The sequence below is a fragment of the Methylobacter luteus IMV-B-3098 genome (assembly GCF_000427625.1).
GTDB classification, from domain to species: domain Bacteria; phylum Pseudomonadota; class Gammaproteobacteria; order Methylococcales; family Methylomonadaceae; genus Methylobacter; species Methylobacter luteus.
The window spans coordinates 3,928,764-3,953,615 of record NZ_KE386569.1 but is presented as its reverse complement, the minus strand read 5'-3'; the positions used below and the strand labels follow the sequence as shown (position 1 = coordinate 3,953,615).

At 51.4% G+C, this 24,852-nt stretch carries 19 protein-coding genes; 14 read left to right on the top strand and 5 right to left on the bottom strand.

The features are described from left to right. The first annotated feature begins 48 nt into the window (after positions 1 to 48). The 7 genes from METLU_RS26035 to METLU_RS26930 all read left to right on the top strand — a co-directional run bounded on the left by METLU_RS26035 (position 49) and on the right by METLU_RS26930 (position 9,836). Positions 49 to 306, top strand: a complete 258-nt coding sequence (locus METLU_RS26035) for a type II toxin-antitoxin system death-on-curing family toxin (protein WP_196806574.1) — start codon at positions 49 to 51, stop codon at positions 304 to 306. Positions 307 to 467: 161 nt separating this feature from the next. Continuing rightward, the gene (locus METLU_RS0120850; RefSeq protein WP_027159916.1) at positions 468 to 968 is read left to right on the top strand and encodes a GspH/FimT family pseudopilin; all 501 of its coding nucleotides are present in this window, start codon (positions 468 to 470) and stop codon (positions 966 to 968) included. Then, positions 959 to 1,768, top strand: a complete 810-nt coding sequence (locus METLU_RS0120845; RefSeq protein WP_027159915.1) for a PilW family protein — start codon at positions 959 to 961, stop codon at positions 1,766 to 1,768. The genes METLU_RS0120850 and METLU_RS0120845 overlap by 10 nt, the downstream gene beginning before the upstream one ends. A gap of 24 nt (positions 1,769 to 1,792) precedes the next feature. Then, complete coding sequence (locus METLU_RS0120840) at positions 1,793 to 3,010, top strand: pilus assembly PilX family protein (RefSeq protein WP_027159914.1); 1,218 nt, start codon at positions 1,793 to 1,795, stop codon at positions 3,008 to 3,010. A 12-nt stretch (positions 3,011 to 3,022) separates the two neighbouring features. Next, the gene (locus tag METLU_RS26935) at positions 3,023 to 4,036 is read left to right on the top strand and encodes a type IV pilus modification PilV family protein (protein ID WP_051300069.1); all 1,014 of its coding nucleotides are present in this window, start codon (positions 3,023 to 3,025) and stop codon (positions 4,034 to 4,036) included. Positions 4,037 to 4,452: 416 nt separating this feature from the next. Next, positions 4,453 to 5,817 carry a toll/interleukin-1 receptor domain-containing protein gene (locus METLU_RS0120830; protein WP_027159913.1) on the top strand — a complete coding sequence of 455 codons (1,365 nt, stop codon included), beginning with the start codon at positions 4,453 to 4,455 and terminating at the stop codon, positions 5,815 to 5,817. Further along, complete coding sequence (locus METLU_RS26930) at positions 5,814 to 9,836, top strand: nSTAND1 domain-containing NTPase (protein ID WP_051300065.1); 4,023 nt, start codon at positions 5,814 to 5,816, stop codon at positions 9,834 to 9,836. Before METLU_RS0120830 ends, METLU_RS26930 begins: the two co-directional genes overlap by 4 nt. 133 nt (positions 9,837 to 9,969) lie before the next feature. On the opposite strand, the gene METLU_RS26020 is transcribed toward METLU_RS26930, so the two are convergent. From METLU_RS26020 to METLU_RS26015, 3 genes are all read right to left on the bottom strand, one after another. Then, positions 9,970 to 11,322, bottom strand: coding sequence for a TRAFs-binding domain-containing protein (locus METLU_RS26020; protein WP_036243350.1), 1,353 nt, complete (start codon positions 11,320 to 11,322; stop codon positions 9,970 to 9,972). 148 nt (positions 11,323 to 11,470) lie between these two features. Continuing rightward, entirely contained in the window at positions 11,471 to 13,195 is a 1,725-nt protein-coding gene (locus METLU_RS0120815) for a di-heme-cytochrome C peroxidase (protein WP_051300063.1), read from the bottom strand. Between the two features lie 357 nt (positions 13,196 to 13,552). Continuing rightward, positions 13,553 to 14,734, bottom strand: coding sequence for a catalase family protein (locus METLU_RS26015; protein ID WP_051300061.1), 1,182 nt, complete (start codon positions 14,732 to 14,734; stop codon positions 13,553 to 13,555). Positions 14,735 to 16,262: 1,528 nt separating this feature from the next. On the opposite strand from METLU_RS26015, the gene METLU_RS0120800 reads away from it, so the two are divergent. From METLU_RS0120800 to METLU_RS0120770, 7 genes are all read left to right on the top strand, one after another. Further along, positions 16,263 to 18,128, top strand: coding sequence for a DUF6531 domain-containing protein (locus METLU_RS0120800; protein WP_027159911.1), 1,866 nt, complete (start codon positions 16,263 to 16,265; stop codon positions 18,126 to 18,128). Between the two features lie 12 nt (positions 18,129 to 18,140). Then, positions 18,141 to 20,318, top strand: coding sequence for an RHS repeat-associated core domain-containing protein (locus tag METLU_RS29030; protein ID WP_051300060.1), 2,178 nt, complete (start codon positions 18,141 to 18,143; stop codon positions 20,316 to 20,318). A gap of 13 nt (positions 20,319 to 20,331) precedes the next feature. Next, complete coding sequence (locus METLU_RS26005) at positions 20,332 to 20,682, top strand: DUF2251 domain-containing protein (RefSeq protein WP_051300055.1); 351 nt, start codon at positions 20,332 to 20,334, stop codon at positions 20,680 to 20,682. Further along, positions 20,679 to 20,858, top strand: coding sequence for a hypothetical protein (locus METLU_RS28470; RefSeq protein WP_027159910.1), 180 nt, complete (start codon positions 20,679 to 20,681; stop codon positions 20,856 to 20,858). The genes METLU_RS26005 and METLU_RS28470 overlap by 4 nt, the downstream gene beginning before the upstream one ends. A 36-nt stretch (positions 20,859 to 20,894) precedes the next feature. After that, positions 20,895 to 21,641 (top strand): RHS repeat-associated core domain-containing protein, encoded by a 747-nt coding sequence (locus tag METLU_RS0120780; RefSeq protein ID WP_027159909.1) that lies wholly within the window; start codon positions 20,895 to 20,897, stop codon positions 21,639 to 21,641. After that, positions 21,638 to 22,003, top strand: a complete 366-nt coding sequence (locus tag METLU_RS0120775) for a hypothetical protein (RefSeq protein ID WP_027159908.1) — start codon at positions 21,638 to 21,640, stop codon at positions 22,001 to 22,003. The genes METLU_RS0120780 and METLU_RS0120775 overlap by 4 nt, the downstream gene beginning before the upstream one ends. A 157-nt stretch (positions 22,004 to 22,160) precedes the next feature. Next, entirely contained in the window at positions 22,161 to 22,598 is a 438-nt protein-coding gene (locus tag METLU_RS0120770; RefSeq protein WP_027159907.1) for a hypothetical protein, read from the top strand. A gap of 299 nt (positions 22,599 to 22,897) precedes the next feature. On the opposite strand, the gene METLU_RS26000 is transcribed toward METLU_RS0120770, so the two are convergent. Further along, on the bottom strand, positions 22,898 to 23,581 hold the full coding sequence (locus tag METLU_RS26000) for a hypothetical protein (protein ID WP_051300052.1): 684 nt from the start codon (positions 23,579 to 23,581) through the stop codon (positions 22,898 to 22,900). Between the two features lie 238 nt (positions 23,582 to 23,819). Further along, positions 23,820 to 24,824, bottom strand: coding sequence for a hypothetical protein (locus METLU_RS0120760; protein ID WP_027159906.1), 1,005 nt, complete (start codon positions 24,822 to 24,824; stop codon positions 23,820 to 23,822). Positions 24,825 to 24,852 lie beyond the last annotated feature (28 nt).

The following is a 24,852-nucleotide window of genomic DNA, read 5'->3' as shown; positions in this document are numbered from 1 at the left end:
TCATTGAATCCGTTGCTCTGGCTCTGCATGAGGAACACCTCGCAGAGCATGGCGGTGCGGTGGGCATTTGTGATCGTAGTCTGCTGTAATCGGCTCTGTTTTGCCCTAGAAATAGCTAATTACGATGACCCGGATTTGGCAGCACTGGCTGCTGCCTATGGCTTCGATCTTGCCCGTAATCATCCTTTCATTGACGGCAGCAAACGGACAGCATTCATGGTCACCGAGCTTTTTCTCGCCTTGAGCGGTCAGGAATTGGTTGCTGATGATCCGCCTTGCGTCATCACCATGTTAAGGCTTGCGTAAGTCCTGATACGTTTATTGTTTAGCCTTTCATTTGTTTAAATCTGATAAGTAACTATACTTAAATGCTAATTCAACTAGCGCCTTAGTTCAGTCGCTATGTGGCGTTTAGCGCGCTTATCAAAAACTGCCATTTAATGGCTATAAAAACGGAAAAGGGACATATGGAAAAATCAAGGCATTCAGGCTTCACGCTGCTTGAGCTAATGGTAGTCATCGCAGTTATCGCTATCCTTGCGGCGTTGGCTGTGCCCTCCTTCAACACCACCCTCGACAAGCAACGCATCACCGGCGCGGCGGAAGCTGTGTTGGCGGACCTGCGCTGGGCGCGGGCTGAAGCCATTAAGCGCAACACAGAAGTCAGAGTCACTTTTACCGCCGGCAGTCCATGGAGTTATACCATCGATACTGTCCCGGCTCTCGCTGCCGCTGATGGCATTCTTCCCAAAACGGTGAATGGCAGCGATTTTCCCTCAACAACCTTGTCATCGGCCAGTTTTGCCGGCGGCGTTGCCTATACCACTTTTGATCCGGTACGTGGCACCAATCCCAACAACGGAACCGCTACAATTACTTCAAACAACTTTAGCGCCGAAGTCACAGTTAGCACGTTAGGTCGCGCACGGCTTTGCGGCTCAATGGGAGGCTACGAACCATGTCAATAACCCGTAAACAACAAACCGGCCTATCGCTGATTGAATTGATGATCGGTCTGCTGGTCGGCCTGGTCATTATCGCCGGCGGCCTCAGCGTTTTTGTCACCTCTGTCAGAGGACAAGCCGACAACATTAAACTCAGCCGCCTGAATCAGGACATGCGTGCCATGATGGACATCATGGTGCGCGATATCCGCCGGGCGGGGTTTGTGACATCCGATCCAGCGGCTAATTTGATCTCGCTGCAAGACAATCCTTTTTTTGGCGCGACAACCGAACTGGCGATTTATGACAGCACGTGCATTGTTTACGCCTACAACCGTGATAACGATAGTCCGCCGACAGTTGCCGACAATGAGCGCCTGGGCTTTCGTTTGAACGATGGCGGCGAGCTGGAAATGCGCAGCAGTGGTACAACCAATGAAAACTGCGGTAATGGCGTCTGGGAGTCCATCACCGAATCGGAAGTGGAGATCGATGAGTTGGTGTTCGAGCTAGCCTCAACAACACTCAATGTCAGCAGCATGACCACCGATACCGACGGTGACGGTTGTTATGACGGCGATGATGAGGATCCTGCCACCGCCAGTCCGAGCTGTAAAACCGGTACTTACGGTAATAATCTGTGTGAAACTGGCGAAGCCTGCAACACCTGCACTCGTGATGGCAGCCCTGATCCAGCCTGTTTGGATGTTCGCAATGTTGCTATTTCGCTGACTGGGCGCTTGCGCGACGACAATACCATCACGCAAACCATCACCGAGCAGGTCAGGGTACGCAACGACAAATATTTGCCCCCTATTCCTTAACCGCATAGCTTTGTGGAGTTAATCATGACGTTTCCGAACCTCAGCTTAAAAAATCGCCAGCAAGGCGCCGCCACCTTGATTGTGGTGCTGGTGCTGGCGATAGTAATGGCTGTCATCTCATTGACCACGGCGCAGACCGGGCTGATGGAGCAAAGAATTACCGGCAATGATCTGCGCGCCCGCGAAGCGCAGGAAGCGGCCGAGGCCGGGCTGGAATATGGAGTGGGCTGGGCAAATAAAAATGAAATTCCCAATACCGTCACCTGTTCTTCAGGATCATTACCGGCGGGATGCCCGACGGCATTAACCACTGTCACTGGCTCATCGACCGGAGAGAGCTATTCCTACACGCTGACTTTCACAAAAGGTACCGACTCGATCAGAGTCGCCTCGGCCGCCCAAGGCGTAGCCGATAGCAGCATTGCCGCCACTTCGGAAGCTTTCATTAAACAAATTCCCGTCGAATTATTCGACTTTGGGATAACCATGCCGCCGCCCTGGGTGATCGCGGGCTGCATTACCAATGCGCCAACCGGTACACCCGATACGTTTGTGCTTAACGCCACAAATCTTGCCGTTATCAGTGGCACATCATCCAATCCAGCCTGTTTGCCGCAAGGACATCTGGACGTGACAATCTGGACTGATGCGAATGGCAACGGCGTTAAAGACTCTGATGAGGAAGGAGGGGGCACGACATTTAACCGCGGCATTTTCCCCGGCTGCCCTAGTACGCACTGCGCTTGGAATTATGTATTCAAAATGGATTTTCAAGAAGCTATAGATCGGGCTACTGATGCCGGTCATGTTTATTCGGGTTCCATTCCTTGTGGACCTGCGACATCATCGCCCTCTATTTATATCATCGAAAACGGTGGTCCGATCAATAGCGCCGATATCTCCGGTAATTGTACCGGCACCGGTGTCGATAGCACTACCATAGGCGCACCCAATCAGCCGATTCTTTTGATTATCCCAAGTGACAATGGCTGCCCGAGATTTAATGGCGGCGTCACTATCTACGGCATCATTTATTTTGAATCGGAGACTGAATGTGCTTCTAACGGCTGGGGTGGCGCAACAGTTTATGGTTCTGTCATTTGGGAAGGTGACGTTGACAAGCCTAATGCCAACTCGGAATTCATAGAAGTTGATCATGAGGATGACTTTGACTTAAATACTGTATTCAATAGCGGCATGGACGATGCCACGCGCATTCCCGGCACCTGGAAAGACTTTTAAAGGAAAATGATAATGAACAACTTGCTGCATGCCTCTCAGAGAGGCTTTACTCTTTTGGAAGCATTGATCTCTGCACTGGTCGTGGCCGTGGCGATGCTGGGGATGGCCAAATTGCAAGGCATTACCCTGATCAACAGCGCCGATAGCCGCATGAAAACCCATGCCTTGAATTTGGCGCAGGAAAAAATCGAAGACTTGCGTACCTTTGCCAATCAAGATGTTTACGCAGACCTGGTGGATGAGGATGGCGATACCGCCACCGGCGCCAACAGCACCTTTATCCGCGCATGGGAAATCTCGGACTGCGAAAACTCGGTCAATTGCAAGCAAATTAACGTCAAGGTGACATGGACAGACCCGAAAGGCGTGGAGCAGAAGGTACAGCTTACCTCGTACATCGCCGAGGCCGATCCGGTGAAATCCGGCGTGCTGCTGCTGGCGGCGACCCCAGGTGGTACAGGTGGTACAGGTGGTACAGGTGGTACAGGTGGCACAGGTGGCACAGGTGGCACAGGTGGCACAGGTGGCACAGGTGGCACAGGCGATACAGGTGGCACAGGCGATACAGGCGGTACAGGCGGTACAGGCGGTACAGGCGGTACAGGCGGTACAGGCGGTACAGGTAGTACAGGTGGTACAGGTGGTACAGGTGGTACAGGTGGTACAGGTGGTACAGGTGGTACAGGTGGTACAGGTGGTACTATACCAATTTTTGTAGGTGGCGACGCGAAACCGATTACAGCCTGGACAGGGACTGACCCCAAAACCATTACCTGGCCCCCCATCGCGGGCGCAACGGAGTATAAAATTTATAGCTGCACGACCTCTAATAAAAATAGCCTAACCAGTTGTGACCCAACAGACTTCGTTGAGGCCAGCGATTCGACAAGTTATGCCCCTAGTGATCCCGGACATAAAAACACGCAGTGCATTAAGATAATTGCTTCTGACGGCAATATAAATAGCTCTGCTAGTACCGTGATGTGTATTTATCAAAAAAGCGGCAATTATCAATATGTTTCCTAAAAAGTGAACAATGGATCGTGACATGGCGCGTTTTAAGTCCACGCGCGGCCAGCTATTTATTCCGCTTGCTGCTTCCGAGTACCACAGCGCTTGATTTTCTGTTACCGAAAGCGGCGCAACCCGTAACCCACAAGGCGGATTCGCTTTAACAATCCGCCTTGTCGCAGTAAACCCGACTAAAAACTGCCCGAACTCATGATTTTATTGCCCCGCTCGTAGTCGCAATCTGCGTTTCAGCAGCGCCAAGCGAGATAAAGATCGAAATTTATTGACAAAATTAAAACCATAACTGTCTAACGCCGAAATTGATGCTCGCAAGACGTAGCAACACTGTTGCCTGAGGTTTATTCAAAAAAAGAGGTTGAAAAGTTGTAGAGAACTTCTTTTCCATCAACATACTCGACGTGAGGCTGGATATGGCCAATAACGATACCGAACGACTTTGGAGACAACTCCTGACTTTTATTGAAGAGGGGTGCGTTATTCCGGTGATCGGTCCGGAGCTGTTGATGCTCGGTATCGACGGCGAAATGAAGCTGCTTTATTCCTATCTCGCGGAGCAGCTTGCCAATCGGCTGCAAATCAGCGCTGAGCCTGATGATACCTTGAATGCCATCGCTTGCCGCTATCTCGCCCAAGGCGGACAGAGGGATGACATTTATCCGGAGCTCAAACTTGCAATGCCGCCACTATCGAAAGTCAACCTTCCGGAAGCGCTGGTCAAGCTCGCCGAAATCAGATCGCTCAAGTTATTTGTGACCACGAGCTTCGATCCATTGCTTGCTCATGCGCTCAACCAGGTCCGTTATGGCGGACAGGACAAAACTCAGGTGCTGGCATTCTCACCCGGGTCGGATAACGATCTGCCGCCAGCACAAGAGCCGCTGGATAAAATTACAGTATTTCATTTGTTCGGAAAGCTGACAGCGGTCCCAAACTGCTATGTCGTCACTGACGAAGACGTGCTGGAATTCATGTACGCCCTGCAGTCCAGAACATCCCGGCCGGAACGGCTGTTCGATATCCTGGTCAAGCAGAATCTCATGGTTATCGGCTGTCCATTATGCGATTGGCTAGGGCGTTTCTTCGTGCGTATTGTCAAGAAGGAGCGCCTGGTTGTTGCCAGCGGTAAAACGGATTATCTGGCCGGCGACCAGTTACAGAATGACGCCAGTCTGGCGGTATTCCTTCAGCATTTCAGCTGCCGGACCAAAGTATTTCCAATGACATCGATTGAGTTTGTCAACGAATTGCACCGGCGCTGGATGGAAAAATATCCTCCTGGCGAACCCATTCCGGTACCACCTCCCCCGCCTGAAATACCGAAAGGCGCCGTTTTCCTGAGCTATGCCAGCAAGGACCGGCCTGCCGTTATTTTAATTCGAGATGCTCTCGAGCAGGTCGGGATCGATGTTTGGTTCGATAAAAACCGTGAGGATTTACGCCCCGGAGATGACTTTGAAGCCAGGATTAAATCCAATATCGAGCGGTGTTCGGTGTTTATTCCCATCATTTCCCGGAATACCCTGACAGGAGAGCCCCGTTTTTTCCGCATTGAATGGAATTATGCTCAAGAGATGGCTCTACGCTTTCCCGATGATTGGCGCTTCATCATTCCCGTGGTCATCGATGATACCCCACCCGATGAATCCGCCGTGCCGAAGAAGTTTCGCAAACTGCACTGGGAAAGCATACAGGACGGCCGGATTCATGAGGCGTTTGTAAACGAAATCAAAGGCCTCTATCGAGATTACCAAAGAGCCCTTTCTCAACAGATATGAACACAAAGTCCGCCCACTTATTACCGGAATCGGAACAAATCATCGTCGACGACGAGCGCCCATGGCCGGGGCTGGCCTCGTTCAGAGAGCAGGACGAACATTTCTTCAAAGGCCGGGAACCCGATATCAAACAACTGCACGATCTCGTCGGCCGCGAACGCCTTACGGTTTTGTTTGGCGTTTCCGGGCTGGGCAAAAGCTCGCTGTTACAAGCCGGTCTCTTCCCCCGGTTACGCCAGAATAATATACTCCCGGTCCCCATTCGCCTGGATTTTGGAGAGACCTCGGCAAGTTTCAGAGAACAGGTGTTTGCAGCCATGGCCCGGCAGGTTCAGGAAAAAATCATTGAAGCGCCGCAGCATAATGAAAACGAAACCCTGTGGGAATATTTTCATCGCAAGGACGCGGAATTCTGGGATGCCCGTAACCACCTTATGGTCCCCTTGCTTTGTTTCGATCAGTTCGAAGAAATCTTCACCCTGGGCCGCAAAGACCTGAAGCGAGACTCTGATCTCAGGAAATTCATCACGGAGGAGCTTGCCGATCTGGTCAAAGGCCATTGTCCTGGCAGTGTGAAAGCCCGTTTAAATGCCAATCCGGACGAATCAAAAAACTTCAACGTTAGCCATCATCCCTACAAACTGATTTTCAGCCTCCGCGAAGATTATCTCGCCGATCTGGAAGAGTTGCGCGAATCGATGCCCTCGTTGATACACAACCGTATGCGGCTTTGCTCCATGAATGGAGAACGCGCCCTGGAAGTGGCGGACCAGACCCAAGGTCGCCTGATGGAGCGTAGTGTCGCGGAAACTATCGTGCGCCTGGTCGCAGGGGAACCAAACGAAGCGCGGCGGGAATTATCGGCATTATGTATTGAGCCGGCGCTGTTGAGCCTGGTCTGCCGTGAACTCAACGAACGGCGCATCGCAAACAGAGACATCCAGATCGATGCACGGGTTGCCGCCAGCGACCGCGAACAGATTCTGGAAAATTTCTACGAACGCAGCCTGAAAGATCAATCGCCTGAGTTACGTCGATTCATCGAGGACAAACTGATCACTGTCTCCGGCTTCCGTGACAGCGAAGCCTATGATAACACCGTGGGAATGCCCGGCATTACTGCGGAAGCCCTGGCACAACTGGTGCAGCGCCGGGTGCTGCGACTGGAGGAGCGAAATGGCAATAAACGTATTGAACTGATTCACGATGTGCTGACCGGCGTGGTTCGCAAGGGCCGTGACCAGCGTCAGATCCTGGAAAAACAAAGACAGGCGGAACAGGAGAAACGTGAAGCGGAGCAAAAAGAACAAGCGGCCAGGAAGGCATTACGCATCGAACGCAGAGTTGGGAGGTTTAGGGTAGCGGTAGTGATTCTTGCCTCACTTTTTGCTTTTCTCTTATGGGCCAAATGGAGTGACGATAAAGCCCACAATAAAACGCAACACGCCCTGGCCGAGGCCAACTTTCGCGAAGCGCAGCAGCATTATCATAATAACAACAACATGCCTGATGCACTGGCCCATCTTGCCTACTCAATACAGATCAATCCCGAATGGGTGCCCAGCCGCAGTCTACTGGTCAATCTCTTGCAACAGAGAAGCTGGTTTCTGCCTGTGGCGATATTTGATCATAAGGCTACTGTACACGATGCATCCTTCAGTCGCGACGGCACGCACGTGGTAACCGCTTCAAATGATGGCACGGCACGGCTATGGGATGCCCAGACCGGCAAGCCCCTGCCCAAGACCGAGCCGATGCCGCATGACGCGGCTGTCCGATCTGCCCAGTTCAGCCCCGACGACACACGCGTGGCGACTGTCTCATATGACGGCGCTTTGCGTCTGTGGGATGCCCGGACCGGTCAGCGATTGCAGACGCATGAGAAAGGGATTACCAGTGTCGCCTTCAGCCCGGACGGCACCCGCCTCGCCTCTGGCAGTCGGGATGGCATCCTGCACCTGTGGAATATCCAGACTGATCAGCCAATTGTTGACAAGCCGCCGAATTCATTGGAGCGCCATGAGAAAGGGATCAGCAGTATTGCCTTCAGTCCTGACGGCACACGCATAGCAACTTCATCATGGGATTCTAAGGCACGACTGTGGAGTGCTCAGACCGGTCACTCGATCGGTAGGCCAATGTCACATAAATCGGCTGTCCGATCCGTCCAGTTCAGTCCCGACGGCGCGCGCTTGCTGACTGCCTCAAATGATGGCACGGCAAGGTTATGGAATGCCCGGACTGGTACGCCTCTGGCTGAGGCCAAAGTAATGGAACACAAAGACCATGTCTTGTCAGCCCGGTTCAGTCCCGACGGCACGCGCGTGGTGACTGCCTCAGCGGACAGCACAGCGAGGCTGTGGAATGCCCAAACCGGCGCCTCCCTTCCCAACGCTGAGCCGATGACGCATCAAGATGCTGTCTTGTCAGCCCAGTTCAGCCTCGACGGCATGCGCGTGGTGACTGCCTCAGCGGACAGCAGCGCTCGATTGTGGGATGCCCGGACCGGCAAGTCCCTCGGCGAAGCGATAACTCATCAAGGTCGTGTCTCATCAGCCCAGTTCAGTCCCGACGGCGCTTATGTACTGACTGCCTCAGACGATAACACTGCCCGTTTGTCGGATACCAGGATCGGGCATTTAGGTAAAACGATGACGCATCAAGGTCGAGCCTTGCCGGCACAGTTCAGCCCCAGCGGTACATTCGTGTTAACTGCTTCAGACGACAATACCTTGCAACTGTGGGATGCCCAAACCGGCCAGCCAGGCCAGCCGCTGAGAGGCCATGGGGCCGAGGTTACCTGCGTTGCCTTCAGCCCGGATGACGGCCGCATTGTCTCCGGCAGTTGGGACAAGACCCTGCGCCTGTGGGACGCCAATACCGGCAAATCGGATGAGCTGGGGAGCCATGACTCAGGAGTTTTGAGTGTTGCCTTCAGCCCGGATGGCGGCCGCATTGTCTCGGGCAGTGCAGACAATAAAGCACGACTGTGGGATGCCGAAACCGGTAACCTCCTGGCTAAGGCCGAAGTAATGGTGCATAAGGATCGTGTCTTGTCGACTCAGTTCAGTTCTGATAGCGCACGCGTAGTAACCGCATCATGGGACAAGACTGCACGGCTGTGGGATGCCCGGACCGGCCGGAAGATTGGCGAGCCGATGACTCATGAAGATGCTGTCTTGTCGGCCCGGTTCAGCCTCGATAACACACGCGTAGTGACTGCCTCGGCGGACAATACCGCACGACTGTGGGATGCCCGGACCGGCAAGCCCCTGCCCAAAGCCGAGCCGATGACTCATCAAGGGCGTGTCTTGTCGGCCCAGTTCAACCGCGACGGCACGCTCGTAGTGACCGCCTCAGCGGACAACACCGCACGGCTATGGGATGCCCGGACCGGCCGGAAGATTGGCGAGCCGATGACTCATCAAGGGCGTGTCTCGTCGGCCCAGTTCAACCGTGACGACACGCAGGTAGTGACCGCTTCAGAAGACGGTACTGTGCGGTTATGGGATGCCCGGACCGGCAAGCCTTTGGGAGTAACGATGATGCACCGAGGCCGAGTCTTGTCGGCCCGGTTCAGTCCCGACGGCAGACAGGTAGTGACCGCCTCGGCGGATAAAACCGCGCGGCTGTGGGAAGTACCGCCGATGATTTCGGATAATCAACATCTGCTGGCGCCGCTGGCGGAGACGATAGCCGGTAACAGGCTCAATGAACTCGGCGCAGTTGAAACACTGAAAGATCAAAAAGTGCAACTAGACAGGCTGCGTCGGCAAACAGCAGATGCGCCTTTGGGTGAGCCCACGGCGGAATCCTTCATCCATTGGTTTCTATCCGATCCCTGGACACGCACCGTCTCGCCGTTTTCAAAACTAACCGTTCCGGAATACATCCAGCAACAAATCGCCGCTGGCCATCGTGACCAGATGAAACAGGAGTTCCCCGGCCATCCGCTGTTACGCTCGCCGACCGTTTCTAATCGGCCGTTAACCCCAGCACTGGACGTAAAAACGCGCTAAAAATTTCAATTTTTATTGTCCGGCGATATTGATAATGACGCTCTTCTTCATTTAATTATTTAAACTTACTCGTTATGAAATCTGCCAAGTCCGCTTGCCCTTGAAGTAGAACTTGATCTGGCGCCCGCTGGATTCAGCTTTGCTTGCCGGCGAGCGCTTTGTATGTCGTAAGCAACTCTCGCAGCCTTGCTCCCTGGTCTTCACGGGTTTTTTGCCTCCACTCGCCTACGTTCATGGCTTTGGCTTCCGCCTCCCACGTTGACGTCGCGTTATCGTCATCCAGTCCGATTGCCGCTTCCCATAGCGATGCCACCACCCAGTAGCGATTGATTTCCACCTCGTTTTTCCTATTTTCATCTGAAGGGGTTGCGCTCTCCTCTCTCTTCAGGCGCTCGACTAACGGTGTAGCGAAACGGATGACCTCCCGGCGGACTCTGTTGGCAATGACGAAATCCGCGATAGCCTCGTCTTTGTTTCCGGTTTTTAGCGCTTCCACGGACCGCAAATTCAACAGATAGGCCAGATTGATACCGTTGTAATGATCCTGTTTTAAATAGAAGCCTCGTTCGTAAGCGGCGATGCTTTCATCTAAACTTTGCGAATCGCCGCATTCCTCCCATATGCGTTTATGAATTGCTCCCCACAAGCCCATGGTTTCCGGATCATTGGAGGTTTCAGGCTTCAGCTCATGCAGTATGAGCACGGCATTTTTCAGTGCTTCAAGTACGGAAGGGTGTTCGCTCTTATACATTGACAACGCCAACTGCTGCAGGATGAAAGAATCTTTCGGCCGGAGCTTTCTGACCTCCTCCAAGAGGGCGCGCGCCGCCATGAAATCGCTGGCATTGATTTTTTCCAATGCGGCATCCAGCATGAGCTTGGCGCTGGGATTATCATCCCCCACGAGGCCGGATACCTCGGCCGATACAGCCGGACCAGTCGCCGCAGACGTTGGTACCGCAGCGGCAACCGCCGCCTTCTGAACCAGAGGCGGCTGCAATTGAGGCAGATACGTGTAGACGGGGCTGTCGATGGCGGGCGCATTCAAAAGCGTTTGGATCGCGGTTTTCAATTCCTTTATCACGCGTTTGGCCTCCTGGAAACCAACTTCCTCGCCCAGATGCTTGTAACGGCGAATTACGACATGCCCCAGATCGAAGGGATTTTTAAATTGCTCTTCGGCCAGCACGATCGTGCTGTAAGGCTTTAAGACATAACGAACGCCCAACTCAAACGCCGCATTTACGTTATAGGTGGACAAGTCGGCAATCACCAGATCGGCATTCAATAAGCGCTCGTACATCGGCACATCAATGGTACCGGAATGGACGATTTCATCGGCGCGCACGCATTCCGCACCCGCCGATTCAACCGCTTCCTTGATGATTTCATAGGAGGCATCCAGATCCAGTACGCGGCCATCGGTGTAGTCGGTTTTTTTGCCGTAGCCTTGAATGACAAAACAGGTCGGTTTCTTGCTTGCCATGGTATTCCCCTGCCCTTGGTTTGGATGAACCCTTCAGAATGTGTGCTTTCACGGCCAGCCATACGATCAGATACGGCTGGCCCGCCTGACCTACTCTGCCGCGCCGAGCCGCAGGCCAAGATTCACTATCGCCCTGCCGCCGCTCCGGTTACAGCAGGGTTTTCATATATTCGATCAACGCCCAGCGTTCTTGATCGGTATAGTCCCGGTAAGTGCCATCTTCCTTTCTGGTCTGGGTAAAGCCAGGGCCACTATGGCCCGTGTTTAGATTACCTTTCAGAGCCGTATCGAATTTAACTCCTTTATCAGTTCGAAAACCTACCTGCCTGGGGTCGAATTCATTGCTGCCGACAAGGAATGTTTTCATCCGTTGATCTTCAGGCAGCAGGAGTTGGTACAGATTAGGCACTGAGCCATTATGTAAGAACGGGGCCGTCGCCCAGATGCCGTTAAGCGGTCTGGCTTTGTAAGTTGACATCAGTGATACAGGTGGATTTACGAAAGGATCCGTGCGGGATCTGTTCAACCGCAATACCGCTTCGTCCAATTCTTTTCCCTGAAGACCCGCTTCAGTCAGTTTGTGTTTGATGATTTCCTTGACGGCCGCTCTCAGCAGTAATGCTCTCGGTACTTCTTCCTGAGCCTGTATTTCTTTAGGCTCCAGAAATTCTCTCAGTATGCCCGGTTTGGCTTTATGGCCAAGAAAATTCTGTACCATCTGCGGATCGGTACGGATTTCGTTTAATGGCGTGTCGGATACCGTGGCGACAAATTGCTTGCCGGCTACATCTTTTATCATCGGGAAGTTACCGGCCGTATCGCGTATATGGTGACACTTTACGCAATTCTGAGCATACAGTTGCTTGCCTAGGGCGACTTTAGCCGGATCAATTTTTCCTAATTGTTCAGCGGGCCAGGCTGGTGCTTTCAGCTTTTCAATATAGGCTTCCAGACGATCGAGATTCTGCAGGTTGACAGTTGACGTAAATTGTCCGGTGGCTGCCGTCCCTGTCAGCTTGAGGTGGGAGTAGATGCCCATGACTTCGCCGACATTTCGATTAATAGGATTGCCTGCGGAACTATTGTATTGGACCCAGTCCAGCTGCGGACTGGTCCATAGAAACGGGTAACTGACCGGCGCGTCAGCAGGCCGTTGATTTTCAGGCATGTCCAAAGCTGTCGCGCAAATTCGGTTTAAAATTGCACCGAACGCATCCAGCCTGCCGTGACCATAAGGTACGTTGCCTTTGTTCAGTTTAAGCAGTTGCTTGTCTAGCACCTCGGTATAAGCCATCACCCGGTCTTTAAGCGCCTCCTGCTCGCCTTGATTCCAGTTGGGGTCGAGCACCCTGTGCGCGAAGCGGGACATTTTATCCGGGTTTGAGGTGGTGGCCTGCAGGGATTTTACCAGCTGCGTCAGAAAGCCTTCATGGTCCGCGTTTGAAGAGCCCCCATCGATGCGAATGAGGCTGCCTTTATAGTTGATTTCTGAAGTATGACAACTGGAACAAGTCATCCCGAGCCAGATATTGGTAGCAGGGTATTCCTCTTTATCATAGGTTCGCCCCAAAAATTCCTTTTTGATATTGTATGAAACCTTGACCGGATCCTCGTTTTTGACAAAGCCGATGGGCAAGCCATCGGGGTTCAGGTTTTTATCGGACTGCTGGGGAATATACCCCAGTTTCTTCATATGTTGATCGGCACGAAACAATTCATCGCTGTCACTTTGTTCCAAGGCAAGAAACCAATGATAGGGCAGCAGTTCAGAGCCTTGCGATAAGTAGTAGAAAGTTTGCCTATCCTCGTCAGTCCAGCCCTGGTCCAGAAAAAGAACCTCGGCCGCCGTAACATTATTATTGGGTCGAGCCACAGCGCCACTCTTCTTAAGAGGTTGAGAGTCATCACAACTTGTCATGGCGGCGAGCAAAACAGGAATTAATAGCGTTATAAATCGATGATCAAATGGCATATAAAACTCCTGATTATGTCTGTAATTAAACGTGGGTCCTGAAAAACATGATTTTGAACATATAGCCGTCCGAAATAGAACGATTAGAGCGTCTTCAGTGACTTTACTGGAAACTTGGTAATACGCTGGTTGATCATGGATGATTAACCGATTTCAACTCTATGTCTCAGAGTCAGTTGACTATAATTGTCGCTCCTTTTACCGATGCCGGCTCAAAAACAGGTTCTTAGCGAAAATAGCGACTCTGCGCTGGACGGCTTATCTTGAGCCAAATAGAAATTTGAACAGTTTCTCCAGCCATAGCAAAAAAAACGGTAATTGCTGCTTTTCATGGCGATGTTCTGCCGAAGCCTCATACACAGATTTACGAAGCCGATTGATGCTGCCTATGGGCTGGTGCTCAGTCAGTGAGTGCCAGGGATTAAATGCCAGCTTTTCACAATGCGCTTCGCTTTCCTCGGAATCGATTTCCAATTGCGGAGCAGAAATGGTAATTTTTGCGACCTTGATAAAGGGATACTGGTCCTCATCCCAGGAGGTTGAAGCATTTTCAATGCCCATATCATCATCGATATCCTTGCGCACCTGAAGCATAAAATCGAAATTGACAGCTTCATTTTTGCTCATAGTTTCCTTCAGCACTTCACGCAAATAATTGTCTGACGGGTTCTCAGGAATTTGAGGCGAGACAATTTCAGCAGAGGGCTTGGCGGAAAATTTCATGACCCGATCCGGCCCAAACAAAAAAGGAGCGGCACTGAAATATTGAACCTCTAAAGGGTTTGCGATTGGCGTAGACTTAATCAGTTTGGCGATTTTAAAAGAATCCCCTATCCGTTTTATGTCATCCTCTGAAAGATTTTCAGCTCTGATATATTCAACGATACGCTGCTTCTCTTCCTCAGTAAGATCGGGGGACTGCAGCTTTAAAGGGGCAAAAAATGCGTCAGGAACATCATTGTTGGCAAAAATTATTTTAGTCAGCCTTAGATAATCCTCAGTGTTTGCAAACGCAAACATAGGCTGGTTAATCATAAGAAAGTCTTGATTATGCGCGCCGTTGTCATCGACCAAAACTTCACCGCCAACGTCCATCACCTTAATGGCCATCCCCCGGCTGCCATGATTTCCCTCTTTGTCTATGTCGGCTCCCACCAGAACCGCTGCATTGGAAAAACGAATAAATGCATCAAATTTTTTTCCGGGCGAGTTAAAAAGCCCTACTTGGTAATCGGGGTCTATATCGGGATTTATTTCAAATAGCGCTTTAACGCAGCCATGTGATTTGGGATGAACGCCTCTGAGAATTTTATTCGGAGAGGGATAGCGCTTGTCGAGCAACTTGACGGTAAGGTCCGTGATTTGCGCAATTTGCTCAGCTTCTTGAGCCGGGTTCTGGATGTGTTCAAAAGGACATACGGGTGAGTCTGTTCTTGGCATGGCAAGTTCTCCTCATTGGGTCCAGAAACAAACAATGCAAGTGAAACTAAACAGTTTATCGACTTCTTCTTTAATTATCAGATGGATAATAAAGTCCGCTTGAATATGGCTTAAGTCAGAGACTGATGTAGCTATGAATAACTTTACCATTCAGACTTATTCTCCTTTTGAAAATTCCATTGCTCTAGCGCATAAACCAATCTGCTTATAAATTGTTATATTAGGGTGTAAGCCCAAACCCCAGAAATTTTGCAAATCTTTAAAATTCAACAATTTAGCATTTTAAGTCAACTTTTCAGCAGTCTACTCATGACGGCCGCCATTCAATCCTGCCAGAAATTCATGAATCGCTCTGATGCCAATTCTGTATATCGCGTCGTATGTTGGATATTGCGATGCCCTAGGTAATGCTGGCCCATAAGTTGTGAGAGTCCGCTTTTGAGAGTGGCGAACTGGTGCTTTCGCTCTCTAGCAGACGATCGACAATTCGAGTTTGGCTCGAATTGGAAGTGACAAGTTCGACCCAAAACTGCCTACTGATTCATATCTTTATATGTCAGTTAAGAGTCATTAACCGGACTCCCGCCGATATAGACATATATGTTTTATCCATCGGAACCCAGACGGTTCCGCTGGGCGGGATTCGCACCCGCTAGTTTATGCGGCATTGCCAAGCCGCAACGGTTAATTAACCCCTTAAAGAGCCGCTTTGCGAAACTGAAAAATCGTAGACTAAAAATACCCCGCGTTCTCGTCGAATTTGCCGTAAAACATCGATTGAGTCACAAAAAATAAAAAAATGTTGCCGTTTATTTAATCCTCACAGGATAGACCCTAGGCAACAGTCCAAAAGCCACTATGCTTTGGTGCAGTATTCTGAACGTTAGGGTTTTGGAGCTTAATGCCTTAATGCCTCATGAGCATAGTAGCCGGACTGAAAGGCATGGCAGCCTTAACGGATGATGCCTAATAGGATTGAATCCTGTTGATATCTTATGGATGGTTGATGCGCTTATTAATAATCTATTGCCATCACAACGCACGATTTTTAAAACTTAAGGATAGTTAAAATATGTTTGGCTTAAACAACGCGTGGAAAAGTAATTGGAACGATGACTTCAAGCATGAGCAAACAGTCAGGAAAAGAGGCAAGCTAAGTTCAAAAGCAAGCGATTCTAAGGTTTTTACTCATGCTAATGTACTAGGCATTATTACCATTTTGCTTTTGTACACCTTCACTTTGCCAGCCCAATCATGCTCCCTGAATTTTACCTCACCAGCCGCAGGAGCGACATTTTTAACCCCCACTATTACAGTGACCGGCACAGGCTCTGGAACTGCAAACCCTAATGATGTGGGGCAAGTAACGGCAACAATAAACGGAACTGTCTTTTTTAGTCAAAGCGGAACTTTCACGACTTTGATCAATTTTTTGGGCTCAGGTGCAGCTTCAGTCACATTACAACCCGGGGCCAATACCTTAGTGGTGACAGGTAGCGTAGCAGGATGCAGTGCTTCTGATACGAGGGTGATCTTTTATGATCCTACTCCTGCAGCAACCAAAAAAAACCAAGGCCCTTCTCCAGCCACGTGCAATGGCACAAACCCAATCAATGGTGGAACCAGCAATAAAGTTCAACTGGAAACAGATTACCAGGGCGACGGCATTTATCCTTTGGTATTTCAACGTCATTACAACAGCAAGGCGACAGAGACGAGTGCGGTCGGCAAGTTCTGGCGCAGTTCGTTCTCCGACCGGCTGGATATAACCCCAACCAAAATAAGCGCTGAGCGTGCATCGGGGGCGGCTTATCAATTCCTTTTGCAAAACGGCGTCTGGATACCTGATGCTGACATTAGCCTGAAGCTGGCGTCACTTGCAAACGGCCAATGGCGCCTTATTCAAGATGACGACACTATTGAAACCTATAATAGCTCAGGCAAGCTGATCTCCATCCAGCTCCGTAATGACTTGGGACAAACGCTAAGCTACGATGGGGTAGGCAGGCTCAGCCAGGTCATCGATACCTTTGGCAAGACTTTAGGGTTTTTCTATGTTTCCGCCGCTGCAAACTCTAACCTGGATCATATCGTACTCCCCGATGCCACCGAGATTCATTACGCCTATCTGGCAAATGGTAATTTATCCCAGGTTATCTACGCTGACACGACCCCTCTTGATCTCACCGATAATCCACGAAAAACCTATCACTATGAGGAAATACTTTTCCCTAGCGCCCTGACGGGGATTACCGATGAAAATAATGTCCGCTTTGCCACTTGGCACTATGATAACCTGGGTCGTGCTATTTCATCCGAACATGCCACCGGCGGCATCGACAAATACAGCCTGTCTTACAGTGCGGATGGCAGCCTTACCCTCATCACCGATCCTTTAGGCTCGGTGCGCACAAGCCACTTCACCACCGTCCTGGGCGTGGTCAAGCCCACCGGCAGCGACCAGCCCGGCGGTTCCGGCTGCAATGCCTCGGCTTCGTCGCTCACTTATGATGCCAATGGCAACATCGCCAGCCGCACCGACTTCAACGGCAACCGCAGCTGTTACGCCTACGATACTAGCCGCAACCTGGAAACCGTCCGGCTCGAAGGCCTGGCGCCTGGCTCCAGTTGTCCAGCCAATCTGGCGGCTTACACGCCCGCCGCTAACAGCAGCGAACGCAAAATCAGCACTGACTGGCATGCCACCTTCCGCCTGCCGGTCAAGCTCACCGAGCCGGGCCTGGAGACCACCTACAGCTATAACGACCAAGGCCAGGTCACGCTGAAAAGCCTCAAGGATCTGAACACCCTGCAGACGCGCAGCTGGGCGACCACCTACACCTATGCGGCCGCCGGCATCCTGCTGAGCAAGGTCGAAGACGGCCCGCGCACGGACGTATCCGACGCCACGACCTATGACTATTATCCGGAAGACGCCGCCTGCATCGGCGGCCACTTCGGCTGCCGGGGACAACTGAAGCAGGTGACCGATGCCCTGGGCCATACCACGGAGATCAGTCGCTATAACGCCCATAGCCAGCCGGAAGAAGTGATCGATCCGAACGGCCTGGTCACGATCCTGGTCTACGATGTTCGCCAGCGCCTCACATCCCTGACGGTCGGCAGCGAGACCACCAGCTACAGCTATGACCCGGCTGGTCTGATCACTCAAGTCACCGGTCCCGATGGCGCCTATCTGGCTTATACCTATGACGATGCCCATCGTCTGACCGGCATTCAGGACCAGCTGGGCAATACCGTCACTTATACCCTCGATGCCCTGGGCAACCGGACCCAGGAGGACGTGCGTGATCCCACAGGCCAACTGGCCCGCAGCCAAAGCCGTGTCTACGACGCCTTGTCGCGTCTGCAGAACATTGTATTACCGGAATAAGGAGTTTCCCTCATGAACTTAACGGCAAGAATTTTCTTTTTAACAGTGGCCTCGATCCTGACCGGCCTAATAATGCCGGCGCTGGTCGTCAGCGCCGCGAACGCGGCGCCGGCGGTGACCAATTTCCAGTACGATCCCAACGGCAACCTGACCCAGATCACCGATCCGCTCGGACGCATCCGCCAGCACCAGTATGACCCTTTGGATCAGCCGGTGCGCCAGCTGGAGCCGCATCCGACCGTCGTCGGCAGCACGCAGGGCCAGATCGATACGACTTATGACGGCCTGGGCCAGCTCACCCGCGTCACCGATCCGCGCAACCTCAGCACCCAGTACCAGATCGACGGCCTGGGCAACCTGACCCGTCAGATCAGCCCCGACACCGGCACCACCAGTTTTACCTATGATGACGCCGGCAATACCAAGACCCGCACCAATGCGCGCAATAAGACCGCCGTCTACAGCTACGACAGCCTCAACCGCATCACCCAGGCCGTTTATGACTCCCAGACCGTCACCTACAGCTGGGACAACTGCGCCAACGGCATCGGCCGGCTGTGCAGCCTGGCCAACAATGCCGACACGGTCAGCTACAGTTACGACAGCCATGGCCGCATCACCAGCAAGAGCCAATCGGTCAGCACGAATACGCTGACTGCCAGCTACAGCTATAATGCGCAGGGCCAATGGGAACAGACGGTCACGCCAACCGGCCAGACCATCGGCTACGTTTGGCTGAACGGCAAGATCAATGAAATCACCGTCAACGGCCAGCCGCTGATCAGCCAGATCAGCTACGAACCGGACGGCCAGATCAACGGCTGGACCTGGGGCAATGGCCAGCAGCACGAGCGGGTCTACGACCTGGCTGGGCGCCCCGTGTTCGCCAGCCTGGGCTTCAATGCCGCCCAGATGCCCAACAGTCGCCACTATGGCTACGACGCGGCTGGACGGCTCATCCAGATAACCGATGACAGCAATCCCGGCCTGAACCAGCAGCACGACTATGACGGACTCGACCGCCTGACCGGCAGTGAGCGGGGTGAACCGGCCCAGAGCCGCGTCGACTACAGCTACGACCTGAACGGCAACCGTACCGGTAAGGTGGTGGACAACACCACGACTTACAACTACGACATCAGCGCCAGCAGCAACAAGCTGCAAAGCCAGAGCGGCGCCCAGGCCATCAGCTACAGCTATGACCGGATGGGCCTGCTGCTCAGCGATGGTACCTACAGCTACGGCTACAACCCGGAAGGCCGGCGCACCAGCGTCACCGGTGCCGGACTGACCGTCAGCTACGGCTATAATCCGCTCGGCCAGCGCGTCAAGAAAAATGTCATCGGCGGCCCTTTCACACGCTACTTCTATGACAAACAGGGCCATCTGGCCGGCGAATACAACGCTTCAGGCCAGCTGATCCAGGAGATCGTCTGGCTGGGCGACCTGCCGGTGGCGGTGCTGAGGCCCGGCGCCACCACACCGGACATCTATTACATCCATGCCGATACGCTGGGCACGCCGCGGCAGATCAGCCGGCCCGGCGACAACAAGGCGGTGTGGGCCTGGGAATCGGAAGCGTTCGGCGCCAGCCAGCCCGATCAGAACCTGTCCGGGCTGGGCACGTTCGTGTTCAATCTGCGCTTTCCGGGGCAGTATTATGATGCCGAGACCGGATTGCATTACAATTATTTCCGCGATTATGATCCGCGGACCGGGCGGTATATTCAGAGTGATCCGATAGGGCTTGAGGGAGGGTTGAATACGTATGGGTATGTTGGGGGAAATCCGGTTAATTTGATTGATCCGTTGGGTCTTGTCTCGGAAGAGGCTAAAAAAGGGTGTGAAGCATATTGTGCTTCCCAAGGCGAGGAGGTTGAGTCATGTACCTCAATAGAAGTAAATCTGATTGTTAAAAAGATAGAACGTTCATCATGCAAATGTACTCAAATTGATCGAAACGCTTTTAAAAAAGAAAGGGAAGCTTATTGGAAAAACGAAGCACAAAATAATTCATCACAATATTCAGAAGAAAATTTAGAACGTATGAAGCAAGGTAAACCGCCGATTGGTTCTGATGGGTACCCGATGGAGTTACATCATATCGATAGAACTCCATCCGGTGGAACCAACGCCATGACTCGCACAGAACATCGATTAGGCGAAAACTACAAAAAGAATCACCCATAACCATAATGAGAAAATGGAACCTATAGAAATTTTTGAAAGTAATATCAGATCCTATGGTGATCGGGCTGGTGTGTTTGAATACACAGACGACACAGGATTTTTTTACCTCTATAACTCAAATTGTAAGGATGGAGAAAAAATTATAGGGGCAATTCCCATTATTTCCGGAGAAATAAATTTTTGCGATAAGGATGTTGAAATAGTTTGGAATAATGATGAATCAATGGTCGCTCTTTTTATTCTTGGAGAAATTTGTGCTGTATTTGATGTTGAGTCAAAAATTAGTTACGGGGGGGATATAAAGGTTAAAAAAAATATTATTCCTCCTGAAATTAAAAGCTGTTTCTCCGAAATCAATGAATGAAACCCGGCAACCCGGAAGGCCGGCGCACCAGCGTCACCGGTGCCAGACTGACCGTCAGCTACGGCTATAATCCGCTCGGCCAGCGCGTCAAGAAAAATGTCATCGGCGGCCCTTTCACACGCTACTTCTATGACGAACAGGGCCATCTGGCCGGCGAATACAACGCTTCAGGCTAGCTGATCCAGGAGATCGTCTGGCTGGGCGACCTGCCGGTGGCGGTGCTGAGGCCCGGCGCCACCACACCGGACATCTATTACATCCATGCCGATACGCTGGGCACGCCGCGGCAGATCAGCCGGCCCGTCGACAACAAGGTGGTATGGGCCTGGGAATCGGAAGCGTTCGGCGCCAGCCTGCCGGACCAAAACCCGTCCGGGCTGGGCACGTTCGTGTTCAATCTACGCTTTCCGGGGCAGTATTATGATGCCGAGACCGGATTGCATTACAATTACTTCAGGGATTATGATCCGCGGACCGGGCGCTATAGCCAGAGTGATCCGATTGGCTTGGCGGGTGGGCTGAACACGTATGCCTATGTCGGAGGGAGTCCGGTTAATGCCATTGATCCTGATGGATTGAATCCAATAGTCAAAGGTGCTATTCAATGCGCCAAGGACTTAAGAGCATGTGGCGTAGTGCTCAAAAAAGTCTGGGACGGCTGTAAGTGGGTTTGGAAGCAGGTACGAAATGAAGATGATATTTTTAACTCAAAAGCTCCAGAACAAACTACACCAGGCACCAATAAATTAGAAGGTCAGTATATTAATGACAAAGGAAGGGTTGAACCGTGGGAAGCTCATTATGATGAATATGGGCGACAAATAGGACGGACTGACTATAATGCGGGAAACAAAGCGCAAGATATACCAGACACTCATTATCATACGAGAGAATATAATGCACGATTTCCAGATGGCAGAAGCACAGGGGATCACTTACCGGGCGAGTATTTGCCATGAATACAGTATTTAATAAAATTAACGAATTTATCGCATTAGGACCGCGACATTATAAATTCTTAAAGTCCATAAATTTGACCAGAAATATTAGTCAAGAAAGCTGCTCAAAATATGATGTTGAATTGGTTCTAAGTCGGCTTGAAATTAATGAGCATGAGCTACATATAAAATTTAATAGTGCATTTGATATTAAATTAGGTCGTCTGGAAGGACTATTCGGCCTACTTGTAGACATTGAAGATGTTAGTAATATGCAACTTGAAGGTGCTAGGTATCGAGTAGTAGAACAGGAAGAACAAGCATTTTCTTTCTACTGTGAAGATTTCTATCCCGAATTAATCGCCCCAAAAAAGCACATGTAAGCTATACGACGGAGCCGCCCATATAGGACTAGCGGGGGCTTTGTGCTAAAACATATGGTTTATGTAAATCAAGATAAGGTAATTTAATAAAAACAAGAAATTATGCCGACAATAGCAATGATAATTGGCTATATAATGCACAAGTGATGAATATGTATTGCACAAAGTGAAGTGGGAAAATCTCTTTTCTCTTGATATTCCTGATGCATGGGTCTTCCATGAAGAAGATGGCGTCATTAGTTTGTTTGACGATAAAGATGGTGTCGGTGTAATACAGATATCCTTTGCTAAACGCAAATCGCAACAAGAACCAACTGTTCAAGAAGCTATAGATTTTGCGACGAGCTACGCTTCACAGCGTGGATGGGCTGTCTCAACGAAATCTGTGTATTCTTTGAATGTTGGCCTTGGAAAGGCTCCTGCATCTGAAATTTCCACACAAGAAAATATTGACGGAGAATTAAATTATTGGCGTGTATGGCATGTTATGGGGAAAGAGCGAATGGCATTTATTACCTATAATTGTTTGGTGTCAGACAAAAACACTGAAGCGACGTTATGTGATTTAATCATTGGTTCTTTTGAGTGGATTTAGTTGAATATGCTTTCGACGCTTCGCTTAATTCTGTTATGTTTTCTAAGTCTTCTAAGCGCACAGACATGGAGCTATTCGTTTACGTCTTCACCGTTCTACTTCTACGACGCAAGCGAATACTTAAACTTAACGCGGTAAGGTGTAATTCGTAGGGTGCAATAGCGCAGCGTATTGCACCGCATGAAAATTATCATTCGGCGCAATACGCGATAAATGGCCGTATGGCGGATAAATTGTAGATACTCTCTTAAAACACAAGGCCTATTCTGGGGATTGGGCTTACATCCCCTATTAGGAGCTTAGTTACCTTTAACGAACGCGGCATGCGCGGCCCCCCGGAAGTCGATTGGCTCGGATAAACCTCGCTTCATGGCCTTTTCGCGAGCGAGTTGGTGATTCATGTCAGCTGGGATAAACGTGACTGACTTGCCGGCCCTTTGTGCCGCGAGCATCTCATCTCGGGCGACATCACCTCCGCCGATGGAAACGAATGACGTACTGTTTGCGATGATAGCTGCGGAAGTGGGTGAGAGTCGGGTGGATCCGGGCATCTGTCCTCCCCACGTAGGGTCTTTGACGAAGAAAACATAGTCGACGCAGGGAGAGAGTGTGACGTGTTCATCGCGTGCAAGCGTAGAGACAATGCCAATCGTTGTGAACCCTCTACGCTTTGCAAGTTCGTAGATACCGCCAATGCCTTCGGTTGTAGCGCCGATATTGATCATTGTCCCTGCTGGACTGTGGCGATCGAGTACGCGTGAAGCGTGCTCCAACATAGCCGCGGGATCTTGGTACCGGGCGCCTGAATAGCCGACAAAGGTTAGGACTTTCATCTTCTTGCTGCTAATGAACGTCTTGATGATCTCAGAAGTCGCCTCGCGAGTTTCGCGTAGAGCCTCACAAGCCATTGTGGCGCCTGGAACAGCAAGCAAGAAGCAGGACAGCAGGAGCAAGAGGCGAGAAAGAGGAGCGGCTTTGAACATGATAGAGTCTCCTGAGCATCTAACGGTATCTCATCCGGACCGGACTGGTATGCCGTTCCAGAGAATAAGAATGTAATAGGTAAAACCAGTCTGACTGTTGGCGATTGGTGGATTTGAGCCAGGCAATGCCTGCAGCGGTTTTTACGCTTGATAACGGTTTTTAAGCCCGTCCTAAAGACCGCTCTCAATTTCGCCTGTCTATAAGATATAAACCGACATGGCCAATTTGCCCATCAGTTTAACCTGCCAATACCCAAAAGCCATGCGACCATCGCACATTGATACGGCTGCGCATCCGGGCTATCGATTCGCTCGCGAAGCCGGTGTGATCGGTGCCATCGCTCACCCTAAATTGTACGGTGGCTGAGTCGGGACCGAAAATACCGAGCACCTCTTCCCGGTTGTAAAAAGCGCCCTTTCCTGGTCCATAACTATGTCCTAATAAGGTCAATGTGCCTGCATCCCAGACATGCTGCATAAATTCCGCCTGAGCTTCTCGATTGAAGTCCCGCCAACACAAGTGACCACGGGCCAATTCGGCCTGCCAATCGTAAGCGCCACCACGACCGCAACCATAATAAGCTTGCGAACCCAGGGCATCCATAGCGTAGCGAGCCCCAAGGTTTTGGTACTGCCAGACATGCACGCATTCGTGCACCAGCACGCTGGGCGCTATGGCAAGATTGACGTTCTTCAGATAGATCGTATTGCCCAAGGCGAACGCCCTGTGGCTCATTCCAAAGAGCCCTGACCGGCCTTCGATGATGCGGATATTGTACAGGGCCAGTGAGTTATAGAAGACCCGGCGCAGCATGTCCTGTTCCTTCTTGGTGAGCGGGCGTTCACTGCTTTGCAGGAAGATGAGACGCTGGATCAAGGAGAGCAGCTGTCCGATGATCAGGATGGCGGCGCCGGCGATGCTAGACCCGAAGTCGATCAGGCCCTTAACCATTACATCGGCCCCAATGCCCGCCCCGCCCTTGACCACGGCCCCGATCAGATTCGTGACGCCTGCCGCCACCCCTCCCAACCAGCCGAGCGCGCTGTGCAGGAAAGCGCCCACCCAGGGCAGCGCAGAGACCGCATCCCCGGTCGCGTTCAAAACATCCTGCACGAGGTTGCCTGGCGTTTCCACAAGGTCTGCGGCCAGATCGCCCACCACGTTCACGACGCCCTCCGCCAACTCCGCAACTCTATCCACCGCCGGGCTCAACACATCGGCGAAATCATTCTGCCTTGTCATTTTATCTGGATAATTATGGAAGCATCCG

Coding starts and splice junctions, on each gene's coding strand:
- METLU_RS26035 (WP_196806574.1), top strand. CDS start 49: ATGGCGGTGCGGTGGGCATTTGTGATCGTAGTCTGCTGTAATCGGCTC.
- METLU_RS0120850 (WP_027159916.1), top strand. CDS start 468: ATGGAAAAATCAAGGCATTCAGGCTTCACGCTGCTTGAGCTAATGGTA.
- METLU_RS0120845 (WP_027159915.1), top strand. CDS start 959: ATGTCAATAACCCGTAAACAACAAACCGGCCTATCGCTGATTGAATTG.
- METLU_RS0120840 (WP_027159914.1), top strand. CDS start 1,793: ATGACGTTTCCGAACCTCAGCTTAAAAAATCGCCAGCAAGGCGCCGCC.
- METLU_RS26935 (WP_051300069.1), top strand. CDS start 3,023: ATGAACAACTTGCTGCATGCCTCTCAGAGAGGCTTTACTCTTTTGGAA.
- METLU_RS0120830 (WP_027159913.1), top strand. CDS start 4,453: ATGGCCAATAACGATACCGAACGACTTTGGAGACAACTCCTGACTTTT.
- METLU_RS26930 (WP_051300065.1), top strand. CDS start 5,814: ATGAACACAAAGTCCGCCCACTTATTACCGGAATCGGAACAAATCATC.
- METLU_RS26020 (WP_036243350.1), bottom strand. CDS start 11,322: ATGGCAAGCAAGAAACCGACCTGTTTTGTCATTCAAGGCTACGGCAAA.
- METLU_RS26015 (WP_051300061.1), bottom strand. CDS start 14,734: ATGCCAAGAACAGACTCACCCGTATGTCCTTTTGAACACATCCAGAAC.
- METLU_RS29030 (WP_051300060.1), top strand. CDS start 18,141: ATGAACTTAACGGCAAGAATTTTCTTTTTAACAGTGGCCTCGATCCTG.
- METLU_RS26005 (WP_051300055.1), top strand. CDS start 20,332: ATGGAACCTATAGAAATTTTTGAAAGTAATATCAGATCCTATGGTGAT.
- METLU_RS28470 (WP_027159910.1), top strand. CDS start 20,679: ATGAAACCCGGCAACCCGGAAGGCCGGCGCACCAGCGTCACCGGTGCC.
- METLU_RS0120775 (WP_027159908.1), top strand. CDS start 21,638: ATGAATACAGTATTTAATAAAATTAACGAATTTATCGCATTAGGACCG.
- METLU_RS26000 (WP_051300052.1), bottom strand. CDS start 23,581: ATGTTCAAAGCCGCTCCTCTTTCTCGCCTCTTGCTCCTGCTGTCCTGC.
- METLU_RS0120760 (WP_027159906.1), bottom strand. CDS start 24,824: ATGACAAGGCAGAATGATTTCGCCGATGTGTTGAGCCCGGCGGTGGAT.